Below are 22121 nucleotides of genomic sequence, written 5' to 3'. Positions count from 1 at the left end.
AAATCACCTCGCATATATGTTGTATCTTTCTCTCAAATCCTCTACAGTTGTGCCTTTTACTTTAGCTATTGTATCTATATCTCTTAATTTTAAAAGCGCATCAAACACAGCCCTTACTACGTTATGATGGTTTGAGCTTCCCACTATTTTTGTAAGCACATCCGTATAGCCTGCCAATTCAAATATAGGCTTAGCAGCACCACCAGCTATAACACCTGTACCTCTTCTAGCTGGAAAAGCTATAATGCGAGCAGAACCATACTCTCCAACAACGTCGTGAGGTATAGTGCCATTTACTATAGGAACTCTTATAGTTTTCTTTTTAGCATCTTCTATGGCTTTTGCTATAGAAAGCGGAACCTCTCTAGCTTTACCAAGTCCAAACCCTACATAGCCTCTTCTATCGCCTATTACCACCAAAGCGCTAAAAGAAAAACGCTTCCCACCTTTTGTAACACGGGTAGTTCTGGCAGCTTCTAAAAGCCTCTCCTCAAACTGAATATCATCAAGCGTGGTTATACCTTGCTCTATCCTTTTGGCATCTATCCTTTGGTTTAAATCCTTAGCGCCCACGTTAACCTCCTAATTTATAAGCCCTAACTCTCTGCATTTTTCCGCAAAAGCCTTTACTTTACCGTGATAAAGATAACCAGACCTATCAAAAACCGCTTTTTCTATACCTTTTTCTTTAGCTTTTTGAACCAAAATTTCAGCTACCTTTTGAACAGCTTCTATAGACTTACCGCCTCTTTTACCAGTAGCTTCCACATATTCTTTGCTCAAAGATGATACTGTAAGAATGGTGTTACCAGTAGTATCATCTACCAAAGAGGCGTAAAAAGCATTTAAACTCCTATAAATACACAACCTCGGCCTTAAAGCTGTGCCGCTTATTTTCTTTCTTATCCTTCTATGTCTTTTAATACGCTTTTCTTCTCTTGTAAGCTTCATACCTTAACTCCTTACTTCTTACCTTTACCTGCAGATTTTCCTGGTTTTAGTTTAAGCACTTGACCTTCATATCTTATACCCTTTCCTTTGTAAGGATCAGGTTTCCTAAACTTTATAATTTCAGCAGCCACTTGACCAACCAGCTGCTTATCTATACCAGACACAGTAATCTTATTTTCTTTAACCTCGAGTTTAATACCAGCAGGTGGTTTATAGTATATTGGATGTGAATAACCTAAATTTAACTCCAGCTCTTGGCCTTTCATGGCTGCTTTATAACCAAGGCCAACCACCTCTAAAGTCACTGAGTATCCCTTAGAAACACCTTCTATCATGTTTTTTATAAGAGCTGCAGTGGTACCGTGCATAGCTTGGGCAAAAGGAGAATCTTGATTTTTTGATACTGTTATTTGATTGTTGTCTATCTTTACATTCACAATCTCATGAACAGGCATTGACAACTTACCTTTGGGACCTTCTATAGTTAAAACATTACCATCTAAAGAAACCTTAACGTTGTTAGGTATAGCTATTGGTTTTTTACCTATTCTAGACATAGCACTCTCCTTTTAATAAACGTATCCTATAATTTCGCCGCCCTTTTTAAGTTTTCTGGCTTGAGCATCTGATATTATACCACTATCACAAGACACTATAGCCAAACCAAGGCCTCTTCTCACGTGAGGCATCTTCTTTATAGGTGTATAAACTCTTCTACCTGGAGTAGATACTTTTTCTATCTTTTCTATTGCAGGACGTGTTTTTCTTTGATCAAGATACTTTAAATAAATCCTTATAGTGGGTTGATTACCCTTTTTATGGACATCATCTTCTAAAATTTCATAATTTTGTATATAACCTTCTTGTTTTAAAAGCTCTAAAATACGTTGTTTTAATTTAGAGTGCGGTACATCCACAAAATCTCTTTTTCTTTGAATACCATTTCTAATTCTAGCAAACATATCAGCAATAACATCCATACATTACCACCTCACCAACTGGATTTTCTCACTCCGGTAATCTCACCGCTTAAAGCCATCTCTCTAAAACACAACCTACACATGTTGAATCTCCTTAAAAACCCTCTAGGTCTTCCGCATATAGGACATCTATTTTTTTGTCTAGTGGCATACTTAGGGAAATGCTTCAAATCCTTTACAACTTTCGCTTTTCTAGGCATACATCCTCCTTAATAAGCTCTTATAGGTAATCCAAGCAAAGCCAACAAATACAAGGCTTCTTCATCAGTTTTTGCGCTTGTATGAATAAGAATATCCATACCTCTTATGGCATCTACTTTTTCGTAATCTATCTCTGGAAACACTATTTGCTCTGATAAGCCAAAAGCATAATTTCCTCTACCATCGAAAGACCTAGGATTTAAACCTTTAAAATCTTTCACACGAGGTAATGCTACAGATATTAACTTATCTAAAAAGTTCCACATTCTATCCTTTCTTAAAGTAACCTTTAAGCCTATTGGAAGACCCTTTCTTAACTTAAAAGAAGCTTCTGATTTTTTAGCTTTTCTAACAGAAGGATATTGGCCAGTTATAAGCTTTAAATCTTCCATAGCTCTATCTAGATTTTTTATATCGCTTATAGCTTCTCCTACACCCATATTTACCACTATCTTTATTATCCTTGGAACTTCCATCGGGCTTTTATAATTAAACCTTTCCATCAATCTAGGTACTACGACTTTCTCAAATCGCTCTTGCAATCTTTGTTTTTGCTTTACCTCTGTAGACATAAGTCTTACCTCTTCAGTTTATTTTTCTCATAAACAAGATCTATATTTTCATTACACTTTTTACAATATCTATATTTTCTAACCACACCATCTTTTTCTTCTATTCTAAAGCCTACTCTCGTAGGTTTTTCACATTTTGGACATACAAGCATAACCTTAGATATAGGCATAGGAAGTTCTATCTCGTATATACCGCCTTCTCTTCTTCCTTCTATAGCCTTAACGTGCTTTTTAGCTATGTTGACGTTTTTAACAACAACTTTACCGCTTTTGGTATCCAAAAATTCAACAGTACTGATCTTGCCTCTATCTTTACCTGCTAATACTTTTACTTTATCACCTCGTTTTATCTTAAAAGCCATTATACAACCTCCGCAGCCAAAGAAGCAATCTTGGTAAAACCTCTATTTCTCACTTCTCTCGCTATAGGTCCCAATATACGAGTACCGAGGGATTCACCATACTGATTCAAAAGTATTACGGCATTATCATCAAACTTTATATAAGAACCGTCGCTTCTTTTTAGCTCTTTGGCAACCCTTACCACGACGGCTCTATAAACTTTACCTTTCTTAGCTGCACCATTTGGGGTTGCTTCTTTAACAGTCACCGTTACAACATCTCCAACACTAACATACTGCCTTAGAGCATAAGGTATACCTATTATCTGCACCTTTTTTGCTCCAGAATTATCAGCCACATTCAAATAACTCTGTCTCTGTATCATAAGCTCTCTCCTGAATAAAGCATTCTAAAACGAATATTATAGCATAATTTATCTAAGACTGCAAAGAAGAATTTTTAGATAAAATTTTAACTACCACCCATCTTTTTGTTTTGGATATCGGTCTAGTCTCTCTAATAAGCACAACATCGCCAATAGAGCAAGCGTTCTCTGGGTCGTGAGCATGGAATTTAGTAGATTTTATAACTCTTTTGCCATACAATGGATCGGGCATTTCTCTATTTACTTTTACAACTACAGATTTGTCCATCTTGTTGCTAACAACAACGCCTTTAAACTCTTTTCTCTTCTGATGCCACTTTTTCTCTTTCATACCGCTTGGCCTCTCTTCTTTTCGTTTATCACCGTCAAAATCCTTGCTATATCTCTCTTAGTATCTCTTATTTTAGAAGGCTCTTTAAGACCCTCAATCTTTTTTGTAATACGGAGTTTAAACAACTCTGTTTTCAACTCTTTAAGCTTAGCCTCAAGCTCTTGTATGCTTAGCTGACGAAGATCTCTAGCTTTCATACGCTCATGCCTCCTGCCTTAACAAGTCTTACCTTTATAGGCAGCTTAGCAGACACTTTTCTAAAAGCTTCTTCGGCCATATCTTGAGGTACATCTGAAAACTCAAACATTATCCTACCAGGCTTTACAACGGCTACATAGCCTTCTGGATCACCTTTACCACCACCACCTCTAACTTCTGCAGGTTTCTTGGTATATGGCTTATCGGGAAAAATTCTAATCCATACCTTTGTACCCTTTCTTAGATTTCTCACCAAAGCTATACGAGAGGCTTCTATCTGCCTTTGAGTAATCCAATGACTTTCCAATGCTTGAATACCGTATTCTCCAAATGCCACTTGATTTCCTCTAAAAGATTTACCTTTTAAAGTGCCTCTTTGGGTTTTTCTATACTTTTGCCTACTAGGTTGTAAAAAAGACATTTCCTTATACCTCCTTTGCTTGGCTTACAAGGTCTTCTTCTATCTTTTTCATTATCTCTTCTTTTCCACCTTTTAGTATATCGCCTTTATAAATCCATACTTTTATACCTAAAATACCGTATTTCGTATAAGCGGTAGCATAGCCATAATCTATATCAGCTCTTAGTGTTTGTAAAGGCATCCTACCCACCAAGAACCATTCAGCTCTAGCCAAATCAGCACCACCTATTCTGCCTTTTACTTGAACTTTTATACCTTTTGCACCGCTTTTAATAGCGTTATCTATAGCTCTTTTCATAGCTCTTCTATGAGATACACGCCTTTCAATTTGAAGAGCTATATCTTCAGCCACAAGTTGGGCATCTAGCTGCGGTACTCTAACCTCATCTACACTTAAGCTTATATCTTTGTTTTTAACAATTCTTTCCAAATCGTTTTTTAATTGATCAACTTCAGCACCTTTTCTACCGATTATGATACCTGGCTTAGAAGATAAGATCCTTACCCTTATCTTCTCCCCTGATCTTTCAATGGTTACCTTTGATATACCGGCGGATTTATATCTTTCTTTAATATATTTCCTAATAACAATATCTTCATGTAAAGTATTTGGATATTCTTTCTTAGAAGTACACCATTTGCTTAACCAATCTTTTGTAACCCCTATTCTAAAACCTATTGGATGAGTTTTTTGACCCATTACTTAGCCTCCTCAGTAGCTTCTTTCAACTCTCCTAAAGCTATAGTGATATGAGATGTATTTTTTCTCATCATAGTGGCCCTACCATGAGCTCTTGGCATCCACTTCCTAAACATTATACCTTTATCAGCTTTCGCTTCTAATATCACCAACTTTGTAGGATCAATACCCTTTTGCTCAGCGTTTGCTATAGCGCTCTTTAAAACATTTTTTATTATCACAGCGGCTTTCTTGTTCATAAAACTAAGTTGGTACATAGCATATTCTACAGGTTTTCCTCTTAAAAGCCTCAACACTTGAGAAGCCTTAAGGGGTGAGATCCTAGCGTTTTTATGAACAGCCTTGCTTACCACTTCTATACTCATAATCTATACCTCACTTCTTCTTTACCACTTTAGCAGATTTATCTGGGTGAGATCTAAAAGTCCTGGTAGGAGCAAATTCCCCTAGCTTATGACCCACCATTTCAGGGGTTATATATATGGGCACAAAAGTCTTACCGTTATGAACAGCTATAGTATGGTTAACAAACTCAGATATCACTTGACTATCCCTAGAATATGTCTTCACCACTTTTCTATCACCAGTTTGATTCATCTTTCTAATCGTCGCCCATAGTTTTGGATCTACCCAAGCTTTTTTGTTTACAAAAGCTCTAAATTCATCCCAAATTTCTTGATATCTTTTTTTGGCGTTTTCTATAAGCTCATCGTTGTTAGAAAATTCAACCTTTCTAACCTTTTTATAAGCTTTTTGAGTTTTTTTATAAAGTTTCAAAAATGTATCTAAATCCTCTATCAATTTGTTTCTTTTATTCCAAGCACCTCTAAAACCCATTATACCTTACCTCCAGCGTTCCTTTTGGATATTATGAACCTATCAGAATATCTCTTTCCTCTCTTGGTCTTATAGCCTTTAGTTTTCCAACCCCAAGGTGATTCTGGATGCTTACCTTTTGTTTTACCTTCACCACCACCATGTGGGTGATCTACTGGGTTCATAGCTGTACCACGAACATTTGGCCTCATACCTAACCATCTAGCTCTACCGGCTTTTCCAAGTTTAACAAGCTCGTGCTCAGCCAAACCCACAACACCTATAGTAGCCATGCATTTATCATTTATAAGCCTTACCTCACCAGAAGGTAAGCGTACTTGAGCATATCCTTCTATCTTACCTATCACTTGGGCTGATAAACCAGCGGCTCTTACAAGCTTTGCACCTCTACCAGGATTTAACTCTATATTGTGAATAAAAGTACCCACAGGAATAAATCGCAAAGGCATAGCGTTGCCGGGCTTTATATCAGGAAGCTCCTTGCCTTTAATAGCATCTTCATAACTTATAGAAACCACTGTATCGCCCACGTTAAGTTTATCAGGCCATACGATGTACCTTTTTTCACCGTCTTTATAATGAAGCAAAGCTATACGAGCGCTTCTAAACGGGTCATACTCTATAGAATAAACTTTTGCCGGTATAAGACTTTTATCTCTTTTAAAATCTATCAAACGATACCTTATCTTGTTACCAGCGCCTTTCCATCTGGAAGTAATTTTACCTTGTTGCCTGCTTCTACCTAAAGCCCTTTTATAATAATAAGTAAGGCTTTTTTCCGGTTCTCTTCTAGTAAGCTCAGAATAATCGTAAAGTATAGCATGTCTTTGTCCGTTTGTTACAGGTTTTAACTTTCTTACACCCATATATATAACCTCACAAGCTCATAAAATCTATTTTCGAATTCTTATCAAGGGTAATGATGGCCTTCTTATAACCTCTTGTGGCACCGTAAACTCTGCCTCTTCTTGTTATTGTCCTTTTTACCCTTGGTCTTGCATAAAGAGTGTTAACAGCTTTCACTTTTACTCCAAACAGCTTTTCCACAGCATGCTTTATTTCATGTTTGTTGGCGTCTTTGTGAACTTCAAATACATACTTATTTAAATCTTCCATCAATCTATTTGTCTTCTCAGTGATTATAGGACGTATAATAACTTCTTCAGGTGCTCTCATAAACTTACCCTCTCATAAATTTTTTCCAAGGCTCCTTGCTCTATCAACAAAGCATCAGCCCAAAGAATATCGTAAACGTTAAGACCTACAACGGGTAATACTTTTGTATTTGGTATATTTTTAAAGCTTTTAGAAACAATATCGTTTTGATCTTCTGTCACCACCAAAACTTTCTTATCAGATAGACCTCTTTCTTTTAAAAGCTCAAAAGCCACCTTAGTTTTGGGCTTTTCTAAAGAAGATAACAAAGATTCTAATACATAAACAGAGTTGTTCTTAGCTTTTGTGCTAAGAGCCATAGCAAGAGCTATTTTTCTGTACTTCTTAGATAGCTTATACTCATAATCTCTAGGCTTAGGGCCATGTACAACACCGCCACCAACAAAGATATTTGCAGACCTGGCACCGTGTCTAGCGTTACCAGTACCTTTTTGAGGTAATATCTTTTTCTTACTACAATTTACTTCAGCTCTAGTCTTTGTGGAATGAGTACCTTGTCTTCTTTTAGCAAGCTGCCATCTAACCACATCCCACAAAATATGCTTTTTAGGTTCTACATTAAAAACATCATCTCTTAATTCTACACCATTCACCAACATATCACACTTCCTGCCTTAAAAGATTTGATGGTATAAAAGACAAACGCTCCTGCTTCCTTTGAGCTTTCTTTCTAAAGGCAATATGACTCTTTTCTATATATACAATTCCATCTTTATGACCAGGCACAGAGCCCTTTACAAGAATAATTCCTTTGTCCTTCAAAACATCCACAACTAAAAGAGCTTGAACCCTTATAGTTTCATTACCGTGTCTTCCTGCCATTCTTTTGCTCTTCCAAACTCTACCAGGATCAGTACGATTTCCTACAGAACCTACAGCCCTATGATACCTATGACCGTGAGATTTTGGAAAACCACCAAAATCCCATCTTTTCATGGTACCTGTAAAACCTCTACCTTTTGACCTTCCAACTATATCCACCAACTCACCAGGTGAAAATATATCAACACCTAGTTCCTGACCTAACGCGAAACTAGAAACATCATCTACTCTAAATTCTTTTAAATATTTTAATGGTGTCAAATTGGCTTTCTTAAAATGACCAACCATTGGCTTTTTAAATCTACTTTGCTTTAAAGGAATGCTACCTACCTGTATGGCATTATAACCGTCTGTTTCAGAGCTTTTAATATAAATTACATAGTTAGGTTCTACTTTAATAGCAGTTACTGGAATAGCTGTGCCATCATTTAAAAAAACTCTCATCATTCCAAGCTTCTTACCTATAAGACCTATCATATCCTCAACCTCTCATCTTAACTTCAATATCAACACCAGCTGGAAGGCTTATCTCCATAAGAGATTCTATAGTTTGTGGTGTAATCTTTACTATATCTAACATTCTTTTGAACTCTCTAATTTCAAAATGTTCTCTAGATTGATCAAACTTATGAGGTGAGCGCAAAACAACCCAGCGCCTTCTAGAAGTAGGCAAAGGGATCGGCCCCTTTACGGAGCTTCCCGTTCGTTTAACTGTTTCCACTATTTGCTTAACAGATTGATCCAAAAGTTTATAATCGTAAGATTTAAGCTTTATACGTATTTTATCCTGCTCCATACTAACTTCCTCACTCTATAATCTTGGTGACAACACCAGCACCTACTGTTCTACCACCTTCTCTTATGGCAAATCTAAGACCTTCTTCCATAGCCACTGGATGTATTAGCTCTACTTCAAGCTCTACGTTATCACCGGGCATTACCATTTCTTGACCTTCTGGAAGTTTTACCACTGTACCTGTTACGTCAGCGGTTCTTATGTAGAATTGTGGTCTGTAGTTTAGGAAGAATGGAGTGTGTCTACCACCTTCTTCTTTAGAGAGTACGTATACTTGAGCTTTAAATCTTTTGTGTGGGGTTATAGAACCTGGTTTTGCTAATACTTGACCTCTTTCTACTTGGTCTTTGCCTACACCTCTTAACAGCACACCTACGTTGTCACCTGGCAATGCTTCATCGAGGATTTTTCTAAACATTTCTATAGATGTGGCTGTGGTTTTTAGGGATTCTTCTTTTAGACCTACTATTTCTACTTCTTCACCTGGTTTTAGTACACCTCTTTCCACTCTACCTGTTACAACGGTACCTCTACCAGAGATGGTAAAGACGTCTTCTATTGGCATTAGGAATGGTTTATCGATTTCTCTTTGAGGAGATGGTATGTATTCATCTAGGGCTTTCATGAGATCTACTATTGCATTGCACCATTTGTCTGGTTTGCCTTTGTCTAGTTCTTCAAGGGCTCCTAAAGCAGAACCTCTTATAATTGGCACATCATCACCTGGAAATTCGTACTTGTTTAGTAGGTCTCTTACTTCTAACTCTACTAGATCTAATAGCTCTGGGTCATCTACCATGTCACATTTGTTCATAAATACCACTATGTAAGGAACGTTAACTTGTCTTGCTAACAAAACGTGTTCTCTGGTTTGGGGCATTGGACCATCTGCTGCTGATACAACAAGTATTGCACCATCCATTTGAGCGGCACCTGTAATCATGTTCTTTATGTAGTCTGCGTGTCCAGGACAGTCAACGTGAGCGTAGTGCCTTTTTGGTGTTTCGTATTCAACGTGAGTTATGTTGATGGTAATACCTCTTTCTTTCTCTTCAGGTGCTTTGTCTATTTCTTCATAACGGTAGCATTTTGCCTTACCACCTGGTAATACACCAGCAGCTAACACACAGGTTATAGCAGATGTTAAGGTAGATTTACCATGGTCAACGTGACCTATGGTACCTACGTTAATGTGCTCTTTCTCTCTAACAAACTTTTCCTTTGCCATAAGCTACTCCTTTTTAAGTATGAGTTCTTTCTCCAACTACTTTCTCTGTAATACTTTGAGGTGCTTCACTGTAATGGGAGAATTTCATTATAAACGTACCACGCCCCTGTGTTAAACTTCTAAGGTTAGTAGCGTAACCAAACATTTCAGACAGCGGCACGTGTGCTTTTATAGAAGTAATGACGCCTTTATTTTCCATGCCCATAATTTTGCCGCGTCTTGAGTTTAAATCTCCTATAACATCTCCAACATAATCATCTGGAGTTTCAACTTCCACTTCCATTATAGGTTCTAAAAGCACTACACCAGCTTTCTTAGCGGCTTCTTTAAAAGCCATTGAACCAGCTATTTTAAAGGCTATTTCAGAAGAGTCCACTTCGTGGTAAGAACCGTCAAAAAGCTTAACCTTCACGTCAACCACTGGATAACCAGCCAATACACCATTTTCCATGGCTTCTTTTATACCTTCTTCCACAGGAGGAATAAACTCTTTTGGTATAACACCGCCTACTATAGCATTTTCAAATACAAAACCGCTTCCTCTTTCTAACGGTTCTACCTCTATAACAACGTGACCGTACTGACCTCTACCACCCGTTTGTCTTATAAACTTACCTTCAGCCACAGCTTTGCCTTTTATAGCCTCTTTGTAAGCCACCTGAGGCTTACCTACATTTACCTCTATGTTATATTCCCTCTTCATCCTGTCTACCATTATTTCAAGATGAAGCTCACCCATTCCATGTATCAACGTTTGTCCAGTTTCTGGATCCATAGAGGCTTTAAACGTCGGATCTTCTTTCATGAATTTATTTAACACTTGAGAAAGTTTCTCTTGATCTTTCTTTGTTTTTGGTTCTATGGCCATAGATATAACAGGCTCTGGAAACTCGAGTTTTTCCAAAATAATAGGACTCTTCTCATCGCATATGGTATCACCAGTAGCAGCATCAACACCTACAGCCGCAGCTATCTCACCAGCCGCAACTTCTGTAATATCTTCTCTTGTATTAGCATGCATCAAAAGAAGTCTTCCAATACGCTCTTTTTTATCCTTAGTAGAATTTAACACATAAGAACCAGCTTGAACTTTTCCAGAAAAAACTCTAAAATAGCTTAGCTGACCTGCGTAAGGGTCTGATACAACCTTGAATATATAAGCACAGAAAGGCTGATCGTCTTGGGGCAATCTAATTTCTTCTTGATTTGTTTTTGGATTTATGCCTGTTACAGGTGGCACATCCAAAGGAGATGGAAGATAATCTACTACAGCATCCAATAGAGGTTGAACACCCTTGTTTTTAAAAGCAGAACCACATAAAACAGGTACTAACTGTTTATTTATAGTAGCTTTCCTTAAAGCTTGTTTTAGCTCATCTATAGTTAACTCTTGACCTTCCAAATATTTTTCCATCAAAGCATCATCTGTTTCAGCTATGGATTCTACCATTTTCTCACGCCATTCTTGAGCCTTAGCTTTATACTCTTCTGGAATATCTCTTATTTCGTATTTTGCACCTAAGGTTTCTTCAAGCCATATAATGGCTTTCATATTCATAAGATCCACAACACCAACAAAATTATCTTCTGTACCTATAGGGATTTGAATTGCTACTGGCTTTATCGTAAGTTTTTTAGCTATCTCATCGTAAACCCTGTAAAAATCTGCACCCAATCTATCTAATTTATTTATAAAAGCTATACGAGCAACGTTGAACTTATCTGCCCATCTCCAGTTTGCCTCAGACTGGGGTTGTACACCTTCAACGGCTGAGAAAATAAATATAATGCCGTCCAAAACACGCATTGACCTAACAACTTCCACAGAGAAGTCCACGTGTCCCGGAGTATCTATTATGTTTATCTGCTTGCCTGCCCAATAGCAAGCTGTAGTAGCTGCTGTAATGGTAATACCTCTTTCTTTTTCTTGAGGCATCCAGTCCATCGTTGCAGCACCTTCATGAACTTCACCTATCTTATATGTTTTACCAGTATAATAAAGTATACGCTCCGTAGTGGTAGTTTTACCAGCGTCTATGTGAGCTACTATACCTATGTTTCTCAAATCTTGAATAGGAACTGTTCTTGGCATATTCTATCTCCCCTTTACCACTTAAAATGAGCAAAAACTTTATTAGCTTCCGCCATCCTGTGAGTATCTTCTTTTTTCTTCACAGCAGCACCTTTATTCTCTATGGCGTCCATAATTTCTGCTGCCAACCTTTCTTCCATCGTATAAGAACCTCTATGTCTAGCTCTTTCTCTGGCTGCATCCACCAGCCATTTGATACCCAATGATTCTCTTCTATGCTCTTCTACTTCCACTGGCACTTGATAAGTAGCACCACCAACACGACGAGGACGCACTTCCCAAACTGGCTTCACATTTTCAAGAGCCTTTTCAAGCACTTCCACTGGCGATAAACTGAGCTTCTCAGCCACTCTCTCTAAAGCAGTATAGACTATATATTCGGCCGTGCTCTTCTTGCCATCTTTCATGACCTTATTTATAAGCTTGTGAACTATAATACTGTTGTATTTAGCGTCTGGTAATATCTCTCTTCTTGGAACTCTTCCTTTCCTAGGCATTACTTCTTACCCCCTTTTGTAGCTTGAGCGGCACCAGCTTTAGGTCTCTTAGCACCGTACTTTGACCTAGACTGTCTTCTATTAGCAACACCGGCAGTATCTAAAGCTCCGCGAATTATCTTATATCTAACACCTGGTAAATCTTTTACCCTACCGCCTCTTACAAGCACTATAGAGTGCTCTTGAAGGTTATGCCCTTCCCCTGGAATATAACAAGTAACTTCTATACCGTTTGACAATCTTACCCTAGCCACTTTTCTAAGAGCAGAGTTTGGCTTTTTTGGCGTAACAGTATAAACACGTACACAAACGCCTCTTTTCTGAGGATTGCCCTGCAAAGCAGGAGCCTTACTCTTTTTCTTTATCTTCTCGCGTCCTTCTTTTATAAGCTGGTTCACCGTAGGCATTTACTTTCTCCTCCTAAACAATAAGCTAATATTTTAGCATAAAAGCTCAAAAAAAGCAAGCGTTTTAAGCTTACTTCTTAGACTGTGTAGCATGCTCTACAATCTCTATTTTCACATTTTTGTACTCTTCAAGACCAGTACCGGCAGGTATAAGATTACCAATTATAACATTTTCTTTTATACCTGACAAATCATCAACTTTTCCTTCGCTAGCAGCTTCTGTCAAAACTCTAGTAGTCTCTTGGAAAGAAGCAGCAGATATCCAGCTTTTGGTAGACAGCGCAGCCTTAGTAATACCCACCAATATAGGCTCTGCTTTTGGTATTTTACCACCTTCTTTTCTAATTCTTTCCACCTCTTTGTTGAACTCTGTTACATCAACCTCTTCGTTCGCCACAAATCTGCTATCCCCTGGATCTACTATTACTCTTTTCCTTAGCATTTGACGAATTATTATCTCTATATGTTTATCGTTTATATCAACACCTTGAAGTTTATACACCATCTGAACTTCTTTTAATAAGAACTTTTGAAGCTCGTCTATACCCTTTATTTTAAGTATCTCTTCAAGAAGCGGAGTACCATCCGTTAATTGATCACCAACTTTTACATAATCACCGTCTTTTACTTGTAAAAACTTACCTTTTGGCACAGAATAAACTTTTTCTTGGCCTGTCTGCTTGTTGTAAACCACTATCTTACTACCTTTTGCCCTTACTATAGCTTTGCCGCTAACATCGCTAACTATGGTATCTGTAATTTTTGTACCCTCTTTCACCTCTTGACCATGTTTAATCAAAATAAACTCGTTCTTTATATCGTATTTTTTGGTGCCTTTTGGCGATATTATCATTACTTCATCTGCGTCTTCGTATATCTTAACTATACCATCTATCTCAGATATAATAGCGGGGTTTTTAGGTTTCCTGGCCTCAAACAACTCCTCAACCCTTGGAAGACCTCCTACTATGTCTCTGACTTTCGTTGTTTCTTTAGGAATACGAGCTATAATATCCCCTGGGTGTACTACAAAGCTATCTAAATAATAGTAATTGTGCTGAACATCATTCTTTTCAGCCTCAGAACAAGCTAAACACTTATCCCATACGGTTTTAAGCTTTTCGAATGGTACATTTAATATAGAGTTTACCGGTAAATCATAAGAATACTCATGACCATCTTCAGACTTTATAACTATTCTTGGTGAGTGCAGTTGAGCGTCTTTAGCCCTTAAGAAAGATACTACTATGGCTGTTTTACCAGTAAGAGTGTCTTTTTCTTCTCTTACTGTAACATCTACTATAATATCCTTTAAAATAAGCTCTCCGCTTGACTCAGCTATTATGTATGTGTTAAATGGATCCCATTTTGCCACTATATCCCCTTGTTTTACTTCTGAGCCATCTTTAAACAAAATCTCTGCAGCATAAGGAACTGTGTGTCTTTCTATAGTTCTTCCGTTTGAATCCAATACAAATATTACACCTTCTTGAGATATGTTTATAAACTTACCGTTTCTATTCTTTAAAAGCTTTAAACCTTGGAATTTTATAATACCACTATTTTCTATAACGAGTTCGCTCTGTACCTTTTGAGCGGTAGCAGCACCACCTATGTGGAATGTTCTCATCGTAAGCTGAGTACCAGGCTCACCTATTGATTGAGCAGCTATAATACCTACAGCCTCTCCAGGAGAAACAAGTTTTCTTTGAGATAAATCCCATCCATAGCACATAGAGCATATACCGTTTTCAGATTCGCAGGTTAGTACGGACCTGGCTTTAACTTGCACTACACCGGCTTGCTGTATCCTAGCTGCAAGCTCTTCATCTACAACTTCGTTGGCTTTTGCTATAAGCTCTTTGCTGTTTGGGTCGTATATATCTTCAGCCAAAACTCTTCCTATCAATCTTTCTTTTAAAGATATTCTTTCTTCACCACTTTCTACTATCGCTTCTATAACTTCATATTTCTTAGTACCACAATCGTATTCTGTGATAACCACATCTTGAGCCACATCTACAAGTCTTCTAGTTAGATAACCAGCAAAAGATGTTTTTAGAGCGGTATCAGCAAGACCTTTTCTAGCACCGTAAGTTGATATGAAGTATTCTAATACAGATAATCCTTCTCTAAAGTTTGAGGTAATTGGCGTTTCTATAAATTCACCGGAGTGCTTTGCCATAAGACCTCTCATACCTGCTAACTGTCTTAACTGGTCTTTGTTACCACGAGCACCTGAGTTTGCCATCATATATATAGGATTGAAAAGACCTGGCAATTTCTTGTTGTTCTCTATTTGTTCAGATTTTTCTATTTCAGAGAACATAGCCTTTGTAACATCTTCCGTGGTTTGTGACCAAATATCTATAGTTTTGTTGTACCTTTCTTTGTTTGTTATTATACCTTTTCTATATTGATCAAGGACTTCATCCATTTGGTTAAAAGCTTTATCTACAAGACGTTTCTTGGCTTTTGGTATCTTCATATCTTCAATACCTATAGATATTCCAGCCCTTGTAGCCATTTCAAAACCAAATTCCTTGAGTCTATCAAGAGTTTGAGCAGTGATTTCCGAACCATAAATTTTGTGAATATCGGCTATAAGCTTCGATATGCTTTTCTTATCAAGAACTTCGTTCACAAATCTATAACCCTTTGGCAATGCCTCATTTATAAGAAGTCTACCTATGCTTGTCTCTACAAAAGTATCCCCTATCTTCACCTTTATAACAGCATGAATATCTATCTTTTTGTTTTCAAAAGCCAAAAACGCCTCTTCTTTAGAGAAGAATACTTTGCCTTCTCCCTTAGCACCTTTTACATAGTTTGAAGCGTAAAAAAGTCCCAACACCATATCTTGAGATGGCAACATAATTGGCTTTCCGTTAGCAGGTGAGAGTATGTTTTGAGTTGAAAGCATTAGTATATAAGATTCTAGCTGAGCCTCTATACCAAGAGGTACATGCACAGCCATTTGGTCACCATCAAAGTCTGCGTTAAATGGAGGGCATACCAACGGATGAAGTTGAATTGCCTTGCCTTCCACCAAAACAGGTTCAAAGGCTTGAATAGACATCCTGTGTAGCGTAGGAGCTCTGTTTAGCAATACTGGATGTTGCTTGACAACTTCTTCTAAACATTCCCATACTTCTGGCTGTTTTTGATCTACCATCTTTCTAGCATTTTTTATAGAAGTGGCATAACCTTTTTCCTCAAGTCTTCTATAAACGAACGGTTTGAACAACTCTAAAGCCATTATCTTTGGCAAACCACACTGATGCATCTTCAAAGAAGGTCCTACCACTATGACAGAACGGCCAGAATAATCGACTCTCTTACCTAAAAGGTTTTGTCTAAATCTGCCTTGCTTTCCTTTGAGATAATCTGATAAACTTTTAAGTGGTCTATTGTGTTGACTTACTACTTTACCTCTCTTGCCGTTGTCTATAAGAACATCCACTGATTCTTGGAGCATTCTCTTTTCATTTCTCACTATGATATCAGGAGCATCTAAGTCTATAAGCCTTTTCAAGCGGTTGTTTCTATTTATAAGCCTTCTGTAAAGATCGTTTAAATCAGATGTAGCAAACTTACCCCCGTCTAAAGCCACAAGTGGCCTTAACTCTGGAGGTATTACTGGTAAAACTGTTAATATCATCCATTCGGGTCTGTTGGAAGATTTCAAAAAGCCTTCTACAAGTTTTAAGGTTTTTACTAAATTTTTAACCCTTGTATCCGAAAAGTCCTTCAAAACTATATTTCTAACATCTTCTTGTATTTTATCAAAAACGGGGATATTTTGATTTTGTCCTCTTACGTATTCAAATCTATACCTTATAGCATCTTTTGAAGTATACCAGTCATCCCCTAAATCCTGATTGGCAATTTCTCCAGTTTTTATGTTTAAGTATATTGACTCGCTTATAATACCATGAATCACGTCTTCAAGAGACATTTGCACACCGTTAAGCGATGTAGCGATACCTATACTGTAAAGCTTTATCCTGTCTGCTAAAAACATTATTATCTTTTCGTAAAGCTTTTTATGCTCTGCTTCCATCTTTGGACCCAAATCCTCGAATCCAAAGGTGTAAGGCTTTAAAATTTTCTTTAGCTTAAAAGCAAATGTTTCTAAATCTAAAATAGATAAAACATATCTTACAAATTCAGCTCCCATTCCGCTTTCGTACCTGTTGTCAACGCTGTAAGCAAACTCCTTCTCATATTGTTCTTCCGTAACAACATGTAGTTTTACATGATAAGTAATACCATCTTTTATAACAGGGATAGTATTTTCTGAATTTGAGAAAGTAGCCTCCATGTCAGGGGTTGGGTATTCTACCACCAAGTAAGACTCAAAATATATAACCTTTTCTATATCTCTAGCAGACAAACCGAGCAATGCACCTATCTTAGATGGAGAAGATTTTAAAAACCATATATGAGCACAAGGAGTAGCAAGGGTTATATGGCCAAAACGCTCTCTTCTAACGTAAGCTCTCGTTACTTCAACACCGCATCTATCACAAATAGTACCTTCAAATCTCTTACCTTTATATTTTCCACACAAACATTCGTAATCTTTCAAAGGCCCAAATATTTTTGCACAGAAAAGACCTTCTTTTTCAGGTTTTAGAGTTCGATAATTCAAAGTCTCAGGGCGCTTAACTTCTCCGTGGCTCCAACTAAGTATTTGCTCTGGTGATGCAAGTAAAAGCTTTATCTTATTAAAAGGTAACAAACCTCTCTTCATTAACGTTCCTCCTCTTTCTTATCCAAATCAACACTATCGCAGCTTTTAGCCTCTCCATTCTCACATACAACGTTTAGTCCCAACGATTTCAATTCTCTTACTAAAACTTTGAAAGATTCTGGTATACCGGGTGAGTAGAAATATTTACCTTTTACTATAGATTCATAAGCTCTATTTCTGCCTTCTATGTCATCGGATTTCACCGTTAGCATCTCTTGTAACGTATAAGCTGCGCCGTGAGCTTCCAACGCCCACACTTCCATTTCACCCAAACGTTGACCACCAAATTGAGCCCTACCTCCAAGAGGCTGCTGCGTTACTAAAGAGTAAGGACCAGTGGAACGAGCGTGTATCTTATCTTCTACCATATGTATCAACTTCAACATATGCATATAACCTGTGGTAACTCTAAAATCAAAAGACTCACCAGTCCTACCGTCGTACAACACAAATTTACCATCCTCTGGCAAACCAGCTTCTTTGAGTAGCGTTTTCAAATCCTCTTCACTACAACCTTCAAAAGCTGGAGTAGCCATAGGGATGCCGTTTTGAGCAATAAAACTCACAACGTTTTTAAACTCTTCATCGGATAAGCTTTTTAGCATATTCTTGATGAAATTCTTATTCTCGTTGTTCTTATCACCTATGGCGTAAATGCTGGCTATATACTCTGTTATTTCTTCTCTATCAAAGTATTCATCTATCATCTCCTGAATTTTCTTACCTATGTATTTTGAAGCCATTCCAAGGTGCGTTTCCAAAATTTGACCAACGTTCATACGAGATGGCACACCAAGAGGGTTCAACACTACATCTACAGGAGTACCATCTGGTAAAAATGGCATATCCTCAACTGGAAGCACTACAGATATAACACCTTTGTTCCCGTGCCTACCAGCCATCTTATCCCCCACCCTTATTTTACGCTTTTGAGCTATGTAGACTTTTACCATTGTTATCACACCGCTTGGTAAATCGCTTTGCTTTCCAACATTTTCTATCTTTTCTTCGTATATCTTATCTATAACCTTACGCTGGGCTTGAGCTTTATCCCTTATTTCCTCTATCTTCTTTATAAGCTTTTTATCGGAGAAAAAGTTTTCTGGCTTTGTTATAACAAAATTGGCTATGTTGTCAAAAAGAGCTTCATCTATTACAGTGCCTTCTTCGTATGTCTTTTTAGCCAACTTTATAGGTTTGTTTATAACCTTACCAATCACAAGGTCTTTTACTATCTCGTTACGCTTTTCTATAACGAGGTTAAGCATGAACTCTTTCTCTTTCTTTATGCGGTTTTTCTCTTCTTGCTCTACATGCTCTACTAGAGGGTTTTTCTTGCTTTCGCTTAACTTTCTGGTAAACACCTGTACATCTACCACAACACCTTCAACACCAGGTGGGCATCTTAAAGAGGAGTCTTTAACATCTCTAGTCTTTTCACCAAAGATGGCTTGCAAGAGTTTCTGCTCTGGAGTTAATTGAGTTTCTCCAATGGGAGTAACCTTACCCACCAATATGTCGCCTGGTTTTACATATGTACCAATCTTAACTATACCGTACTCATCAAGATAAGCCAACGCTTTTTCTGATACCCCAGGCACTTGTCTAGTGATCTCTTCATCACCTATCTTTGTTTCTCTGGCTTCTGCTTTTAGCTCTTCTATATGAACAGAAGTGAGCACATCTTCTTTCACCAACCTTTCTGATATTACTATAGCGTCCTCGAAATTATAACCACGCCACGGCATAAAGCAAACAAGCAAATCTTTTCCAAGAGCCAATTCACCCATAAAGGTAGATTGACCGTCTGCTATACAATCGCCCTTTTTTACCTTTTGGCCTTTATGCACTATTGGTCTTTGGTTTATAGATGTGTTTTGGTTTGTTTTTACAAATTTTAAAAGCTTATAAACATCAATACCCATATCAAGAGGGTCTTTTTCGTTTATTTCATCAGGATTTACCCTTATAACAATACGATTTGAATCTACCTCTTCTACCACGCCTCCTCTTTTGGCTAAAATGACAGCACCACTATCTATAGCCACTCTTGATTCCATTCCTGTACCTATCAAAGGAGCTTGTGTAAATATGAGAGGTACTGCCTGTCTTTGCATGTTGGAACCCATCAAAGCTCTATTCGCATCGTCATGTTCTAGAAACGGAATAAGAGAAGCTGATACCGATATTATTTGTCTTGGAGATACGTCTATATAGTTTACGTCAGATGGTTTAACAATCTGTATATCGTTTTTATATCTGGCTATTACCCTATCGCCCAGTATTTTACCTTTTTGGTCTGTAGGGGTACTTTGTGCTATTACAAAGTTTTCTTCTTCGTAAGCGGCTAAAAACTCTATTTGATCTGTTACAACACCGTTCACAACTTTCCTATAAGGAGTTACCAAGAATCCATACTCGTTGGTTTGAGCGTAAGTGGTCATAGAAGTCACAAGACCTATGTTCTGGCCTTCTGGAGTTTCTATAGGACAAAGCCTACCGTAGTGAGAAGGATGAACGTCTCTTATTTCAAATTTAGCGCTCTCTCTGGTTAAACCACCAGGACCCAAAGCAGACAATCTTCTTCTGTGTGTTAACGAAGATAAAGGATTGGTATTATCAAGATATTGAGAAAGCTGACCACCTTTTAAAAATTCAAACATAGAAGATACAAGATACCTAGAGTTTACCAAGTCTTGAGCTTTTATTGTAGGATCTTCTGGATTTATCGTAGCAACTTTATCCCTAAAGGATTTCAACATCCTGGCTATACCGATACGAGCTTGGTTTTCCAAGAGTTCACCTATTGGTCTTACTCTTCTGTTGCCAAGGTGGGCAATATCGTCTTTCTTTTCCTTACCAAACCTTACCTTTAACAAATATTTAATTGCATTTACCAAATCTTTATAATTTAAAAATCTTGCTTCTAAGCCAGTATAATCTCTTACCTCTACAGTTTTATGAGATTTTAAGATATCCTCAAAAATATCCTTTGTTAGGATAGTACCTTCTTTATAGTTATCATAATCTTTAGCCAACTCTAAAACCGGAAGCTCATCAAAAATTTCCAAGTCTTTTTCTGTAAGCTCTCTTTTGTGTATATAGATTTTGGCGTTTATTTTAACTCTACCTACTTTAGACAGATCAAACCTTGCAATATCCTGGAAGTAAGCTTCAAAGTAGGCTCTAGAACGCTGTATGATATCAGCCATTTCCTGAACAAGACCTTCCATAGATCTAAGCTTTACGTATATATCTCTTAAACCTATGTCTCTTAAAGTAAATTGAGAATTGGTTCTTACCAAGCTCTTGCCATGCTGATCCTTTGCTTTCGTATCGTTTATGAGAGTTTCAAGAATTATCTTTCCATAAAAGCTTTTGGTGGTTTTCTCTGATTGTACTGCAGTCAATAGCTCTATCTTTACCCTTTCATCTTTTATCAACCTATTTAGTACATTCAAATCTTCAATATACCTTTCTTCTATAAACTCCTCTTCTTTCTCAGTGCCTTCTATCTTGGCGGTATATCTTAAAACTGCAAAAAGATAGTGAGATTCTAAATCCTCTGGCTTGTATACTTCTCCGGTGTTTTTATCAATTATAAGACCATCTTTTACGTTAAAAGCCTTAACATCTTCATAAAATTGAGACAATATATCGTAGGCGGTTTCTAAACCGAAAGCCCTCAATATTGAGATAGCGCTTATACGCTTTTTATCTATCCTTGCAGATATTATATCTGAATTGGTGGACAATTCAAACTCTATTCGGGAGCCTTTATCTGGATGTATGCTAGCTGTAAAGATTGTTCTTGATACAGTGCCTTCTTTTTGCCTATCTTCCTTATCAGAATAGAATATACCAGGAGATCTTATAAGTTGATTGACAACAACTCTTTCGCTTCCATTTATGACAAAAGTGCCTATAGGTGTCATCATTGGCATTTCACCAAAGTATATTTTCTTTGGTGTGTCTACAAACTCCCCTGATTTTGTCTTTTTTCTAAGTCTTAACATTATCCTTAGGGGGGCACTGTAGGTTATTCCTTTTTCTTTACATTCTTCTGGTGTATATTTTTCTTTATAAGAAAGTATTGTTTTGCATTTTGGACATTCTGTATCAGCACCAGCTAAAAAATCCGTCTCTGGTTTATAGCCACACTTGTTGCATTCCCAATTTCCAATCTCATACCCTATATATTCCACCGTAATATTTTTGTTGGTATCTTGAAATGGAAACGAAGTTCTTAGTATATATTCAAGACCCTGCTCTTTCCTTTTGGTTGGTGGCACATTGAATTGAATGAAGTTTTCAAAGGATTCTGTGGGGACCTTAACTAAAAATGGTAAATCTAAAAGCTCACTACGTCTACCAAAAAATTTTCTTGGTATAGCATGCTTTAATTTAAGCATAACTTCACCACCTTATA

At 37.4% G+C, this 22121-nt stretch carries 25 protein-coding genes; all 25 read right to left on the bottom strand.

Translation table 11 applies throughout. The features are described from left to right. Nucleotides 1-3: 3 nt before the first annotated feature. The 25 genes from rpsE to HYD3684_RS01315 all read right to left on the bottom strand — a co-directional run bounded on the left by rpsE (nt 4) and on the right by HYD3684_RS01315 (nt 22104). Nucleotides 4-573, bottom strand: a complete 570-nt coding sequence (gene rpsE / locus HYD3684_RS01435; protein ID WP_015418913.1) for a 30S ribosomal protein S5 — start codon at nt 571-573, stop codon at nt 4-6. A gap of 9 nt (nt 574-582) precedes the next feature. Next, a complete protein-coding gene (gene rplR, locus HYD3684_RS01430) occupies nt 583-951 on the bottom strand; it encodes a 50S ribosomal protein L18 (protein WP_015418912.1) in 369 nt (122 codons plus the stop codon). A gap of 11 nt (nt 952-962) precedes the next feature. After that, on the bottom strand, nt 963-1508 hold the full coding sequence (gene rplF, locus HYD3684_RS01425) for a 50S ribosomal protein L6 (RefSeq protein WP_015418911.1): 546 nt from the start codon (nt 1506-1508) through the stop codon (nt 963-965). Between the two features lie 12 nt (nt 1509-1520). Then, on the bottom strand, nt 1521-1931 hold the full coding sequence (rpsH, locus tag HYD3684_RS01420) for a 30S ribosomal protein S8 (protein ID WP_015418910.1): 411 nt from the start codon (nt 1929-1931) through the stop codon (nt 1521-1523). An 11-nt stretch (nt 1932-1942) separates the two neighbouring features. Then, complete coding sequence (locus HYD3684_RS01415) at nt 1943-2131, bottom strand: type Z 30S ribosomal protein S14 (protein WP_012513324.1); 189 nt, start codon at nt 2129-2131, stop codon at nt 1943-1945. A 9-nt stretch (nt 2132-2140) separates the two neighbouring features. After that, on the bottom strand, nt 2141-2704 hold the full coding sequence (gene rplE, locus HYD3684_RS01410) for a 50S ribosomal protein L5 (RefSeq protein ID WP_015418909.1): 564 nt from the start codon (nt 2702-2704) through the stop codon (nt 2141-2143). A 5-nt stretch (nt 2705-2709) separates the two neighbouring features. Beyond that, a complete protein-coding gene (gene rplX, locus HYD3684_RS01405) occupies nt 2710-3066 on the bottom strand; it encodes a 50S ribosomal protein L24 (protein ID WP_015418908.1) in 357 nt (118 codons plus the stop codon). Beyond that, nucleotides 3066-3431: a 50S ribosomal protein L14 gene (gene rplN, locus HYD3684_RS01400; protein ID WP_015418907.1), complete on the bottom strand. Its 366-nt coding sequence runs from the start codon at nt 3429-3431 to the stop codon at nt 3066-3068. The genes rplX and rplN overlap by 1 nt, the downstream gene beginning before the upstream one ends. A 52-nt stretch (nt 3432-3483) precedes the next feature. After that, nucleotides 3484-3762, bottom strand: coding sequence for a 30S ribosomal protein S17 (gene rpsQ, locus HYD3684_RS01395; RefSeq protein WP_015418906.1), 279 nt, complete (start codon nt 3760-3762; stop codon nt 3484-3486). Further along, nucleotides 3759-3959 (bottom strand): 50S ribosomal protein L29, encoded by a 201-nt coding sequence (gene rpmC, locus HYD3684_RS01390; RefSeq protein ID WP_015418905.1) that lies wholly within the window; start codon nt 3957-3959, stop codon nt 3759-3761. The genes rpsQ and rpmC overlap by 4 nt, the downstream gene beginning before the upstream one ends. After that, nucleotides 3956-4381, bottom strand: a complete 426-nt coding sequence (gene rplP, locus HYD3684_RS01385) for a 50S ribosomal protein L16 (protein ID WP_015418904.1) — start codon at nt 4379-4381, stop codon at nt 3956-3958. The genes rpmC and rplP overlap by 4 nt, the downstream gene beginning before the upstream one ends. A gap of 4 nt (nt 4382-4385) precedes the next feature. Beyond that, nucleotides 4386-5081, bottom strand: coding sequence for a 30S ribosomal protein S3 (rpsC, locus tag HYD3684_RS01380; protein ID WP_012513317.1), 696 nt, complete (start codon nt 5079-5081; stop codon nt 4386-4388). Next, on the bottom strand, nt 5081-5446 hold the full coding sequence (gene rplV / locus HYD3684_RS01375) for a 50S ribosomal protein L22 (protein WP_015418903.1): 366 nt from the start codon (nt 5444-5446) through the stop codon (nt 5081-5083). The genes rpsC and rplV overlap by 1 nt, the downstream gene beginning before the upstream one ends. Nucleotides 5447-5456: 10 nt before the next feature. Further along, entirely contained in the window at nt 5457-5753 is a 297-nt protein-coding gene (gene rpsS, locus HYD3684_RS08415; protein ID WP_174256046.1) for a 30S ribosomal protein S19, read from the bottom strand. Nucleotides 5754-5917: 164 nt separating this feature from the next. After that, entirely contained in the window at nt 5918-6784 is an 867-nt protein-coding gene (gene rplB / locus HYD3684_RS01365; protein ID WP_015418901.1) for a 50S ribosomal protein L2, read from the bottom strand. Between the two features lie 10 nt (nt 6785-6794). Next, the gene (rplW, locus tag HYD3684_RS01360) at nt 6795-7094 is read right to left on the bottom strand and encodes a 50S ribosomal protein L23 (RefSeq protein WP_012513313.1); all 300 of its coding nucleotides are present in this window, start codon (nt 7092-7094) and stop codon (nt 6795-6797) included. Then, a complete protein-coding gene (rplD, locus tag HYD3684_RS01355) occupies nt 7091-7693 on the bottom strand; it encodes a 50S ribosomal protein L4 (protein WP_015418900.1) in 603 nt (200 codons plus the stop codon). The genes rplW and rplD overlap by 4 nt, the downstream gene beginning before the upstream one ends. Nucleotide 7694: 1 nt before the next feature. Beyond that, nucleotides 7695-8393 (bottom strand): 50S ribosomal protein L3, encoded by a 699-nt coding sequence (gene rplC, locus HYD3684_RS01350; RefSeq protein WP_015418899.1) that lies wholly within the window; start codon nt 8391-8393, stop codon nt 7695-7697. 4 nt (nt 8394-8397) lie between these two features. Then, nucleotides 8398-8712 (bottom strand): 30S ribosomal protein S10, encoded by a 315-nt coding sequence (rpsJ, locus tag HYD3684_RS01345; protein WP_012513310.1) that lies wholly within the window; start codon nt 8710-8712, stop codon nt 8398-8400. 10 nt (nt 8713-8722) lie between these two features. Beyond that, nucleotides 8723-9940, bottom strand: a complete 1218-nt coding sequence (gene tuf / locus HYD3684_RS01340; RefSeq protein ID WP_015418888.1) for an elongation factor Tu — start codon at nt 9938-9940, stop codon at nt 8723-8725. Nucleotides 9941-9953: 13 nt separating this feature from the next. Further along, nucleotides 9954-12032 (bottom strand): elongation factor G, encoded by a 2079-nt coding sequence (fusA, locus tag HYD3684_RS01335; RefSeq protein WP_015418898.1) that lies wholly within the window; start codon nt 12030-12032, stop codon nt 9954-9956. Nucleotides 12033-12046: 14 nt separating this feature from the next. Continuing rightward, nucleotides 12047-12529 (bottom strand): 30S ribosomal protein S7, encoded by a 483-nt coding sequence (gene rpsG / locus HYD3684_RS01330; protein ID WP_015418897.1) that lies wholly within the window; start codon nt 12527-12529, stop codon nt 12047-12049. Then, on the bottom strand, nt 12529-12936 hold the full coding sequence (gene rpsL / locus HYD3684_RS01325) for a 30S ribosomal protein S12 (RefSeq protein ID WP_012513307.1): 408 nt from the start codon (nt 12934-12936) through the stop codon (nt 12529-12531). Before rpsL ends, rpsG begins: the two co-directional genes overlap by 1 nt. A gap of 70 nt (nt 12937-13006) precedes the next feature. After that, nucleotides 13007-17692 (bottom strand): DNA-directed RNA polymerase subunit beta', encoded by a 4686-nt coding sequence (gene rpoC / locus HYD3684_RS01320; RefSeq protein WP_015418896.1) that lies wholly within the window; start codon nt 17690-17692, stop codon nt 13007-13009. Continuing rightward, the gene (locus HYD3684_RS01315) at nt 17692-22104 is read right to left on the bottom strand and encodes a DNA-directed RNA polymerase subunit beta (RefSeq protein WP_015418895.1); all 4413 of its coding nucleotides are present in this window, start codon (nt 22102-22104) and stop codon (nt 17692-17694) included. The genes rpoC and HYD3684_RS01315 overlap by 1 nt, the downstream gene beginning before the upstream one ends. Nucleotides 22105-22121: the final 17 nt, after the last annotated feature.

Source organism: Hydrogenobaculum sp. 3684, from assembly GCF_000213785.1.
Taxonomy (GTDB): domain Bacteria; phylum Aquificota; class Aquificia; order Aquificales; family Aquificaceae; genus Hydrogenobaculum.
Note: the sequence above shows the minus strand (reverse complement) of the source record. Positions and strands in the feature narration are given on the sequence as shown.

Excerpts from the sequence above, each read along its gene's own strand:
- rplR (WP_015418912.1), bottom strand. The coding sequence starts at position 951 with ATGAAGCTTACAAGAGAAGAAAAGCGTATTAAAAGACATAGAAGGATA.
- rplF (WP_015418911.1), bottom strand. The coding sequence starts at position 1,508 with ATGTCTAGAATAGGTAAAAAACCAATAGCTATACCTAACAACGTTAAG.
- rpsH (WP_015418910.1), bottom strand. The coding sequence starts at position 1,931 with ATGGATGTTATTGCTGATATGTTTGCTAGAATTAGAAATGGTATTCAA.
- HYD3684_RS01415 (WP_012513324.1), bottom strand. The coding sequence starts at position 2,131 with ATGCCTAGAAAAGCGAAAGTTGTAAAGGATTTGAAGCATTTCCCTAAG.
- rplE (WP_015418909.1), bottom strand. The coding sequence starts at position 2,704 with ATGTCTACAGAGGTAAAGCAAAAACAAAGATTGCAAGAGCGATTTGAG.
- rplX (WP_015418908.1), bottom strand. The coding sequence starts at position 3,066 with ATGGCTTTTAAGATAAAACGAGGTGATAAAGTAAAAGTATTAGCAGGT.
- rplN (WP_015418907.1), bottom strand. The coding sequence starts at position 3,431 with ATGATACAGAGACAGAGTTATTTGAATGTGGCTGATAATTCTGGAGCA.
- rpsQ (WP_015418906.1), bottom strand. The coding sequence starts at position 3,762 with ATGAAAGAGAAAAAGTGGCATCAGAAGAGAAAAGAGTTTAAAGGCGTT.
- rpmC (WP_015418905.1), bottom strand. The coding sequence starts at position 3,959 with ATGAAAGCTAGAGATCTTCGTCAGCTAAGCATACAAGAGCTTGAGGCT.
- rplP (WP_015418904.1), bottom strand. The coding sequence starts at position 4,381 with ATGTCTTTTTTACAACCTAGTAGGCAAAAGTATAGAAAAACCCAAAGA.
- rpsC (WP_012513317.1), bottom strand. The coding sequence starts at position 5,081 with ATGGGTCAAAAAACTCATCCAATAGGTTTTAGAATAGGGGTTACAAAA.
- rplV (WP_015418903.1), bottom strand. The coding sequence starts at position 5,446 with ATGAGTATAGAAGTGGTAAGCAAGGCTGTTCATAAAAACGCTAGGATC.
- rplB (WP_015418901.1), bottom strand. The coding sequence starts at position 6,784 with ATGGGTGTAAGAAAGTTAAAACCTGTAACAAACGGACAAAGACATGCT.
- rplW (WP_012513313.1), bottom strand. The coding sequence starts at position 7,094 with ATGAGAGCACCTGAAGAAGTTATTATACGTCCTATAATCACTGAGAAG.
- rplD (WP_015418900.1), bottom strand. The coding sequence starts at position 7,693 with ATGTTGGTGAATGGTGTAGAATTAAGAGATGATGTTTTTAATGTAGAA.
- rplC (WP_015418899.1), bottom strand. The coding sequence starts at position 8,393 with ATGATAGGTCTTATAGGTAAGAAGCTTGGAATGATGAGAGTTTTTTTA.
- rpsJ (WP_012513310.1), bottom strand. The coding sequence starts at position 8,712 with ATGGAGCAGGATAAAATACGTATAAAGCTTAAATCTTACGATTATAAA.
- tuf (WP_015418888.1), bottom strand. The coding sequence starts at position 9,940 with ATGGCAAAGGAAAAGTTTGTTAGAGAGAAAGAGCACATTAACGTAGGT.
- fusA (WP_015418898.1), bottom strand. The coding sequence starts at position 12,032 with ATGCCAAGAACAGTTCCTATTCAAGATTTGAGAAACATAGGTATAGTA.
- rpsG (WP_015418897.1), bottom strand. The coding sequence starts at position 12,529 with ATGCCTAGGAAAGGAAGAGTTCCAAGAAGAGAGATATTACCAGACGCT.
- rpsL (WP_012513307.1), bottom strand. The coding sequence starts at position 12,936 with ATGCCTACGGTGAACCAGCTTATAAAAGAAGGACGCGAGAAGATAAAG.
- rpoC (WP_015418896.1), bottom strand. The coding sequence starts at position 17,692 with ATGAAGAGAGGTTTGTTACCTTTTAATAAGATAAAGCTTTTACTTGCA.
- HYD3684_RS01315 (WP_015418895.1), bottom strand. The coding sequence starts at position 22,104 with ATGCTTAAATTAAAGCATGCTATACCAAGAAAATTTTTTGGTAGACGT.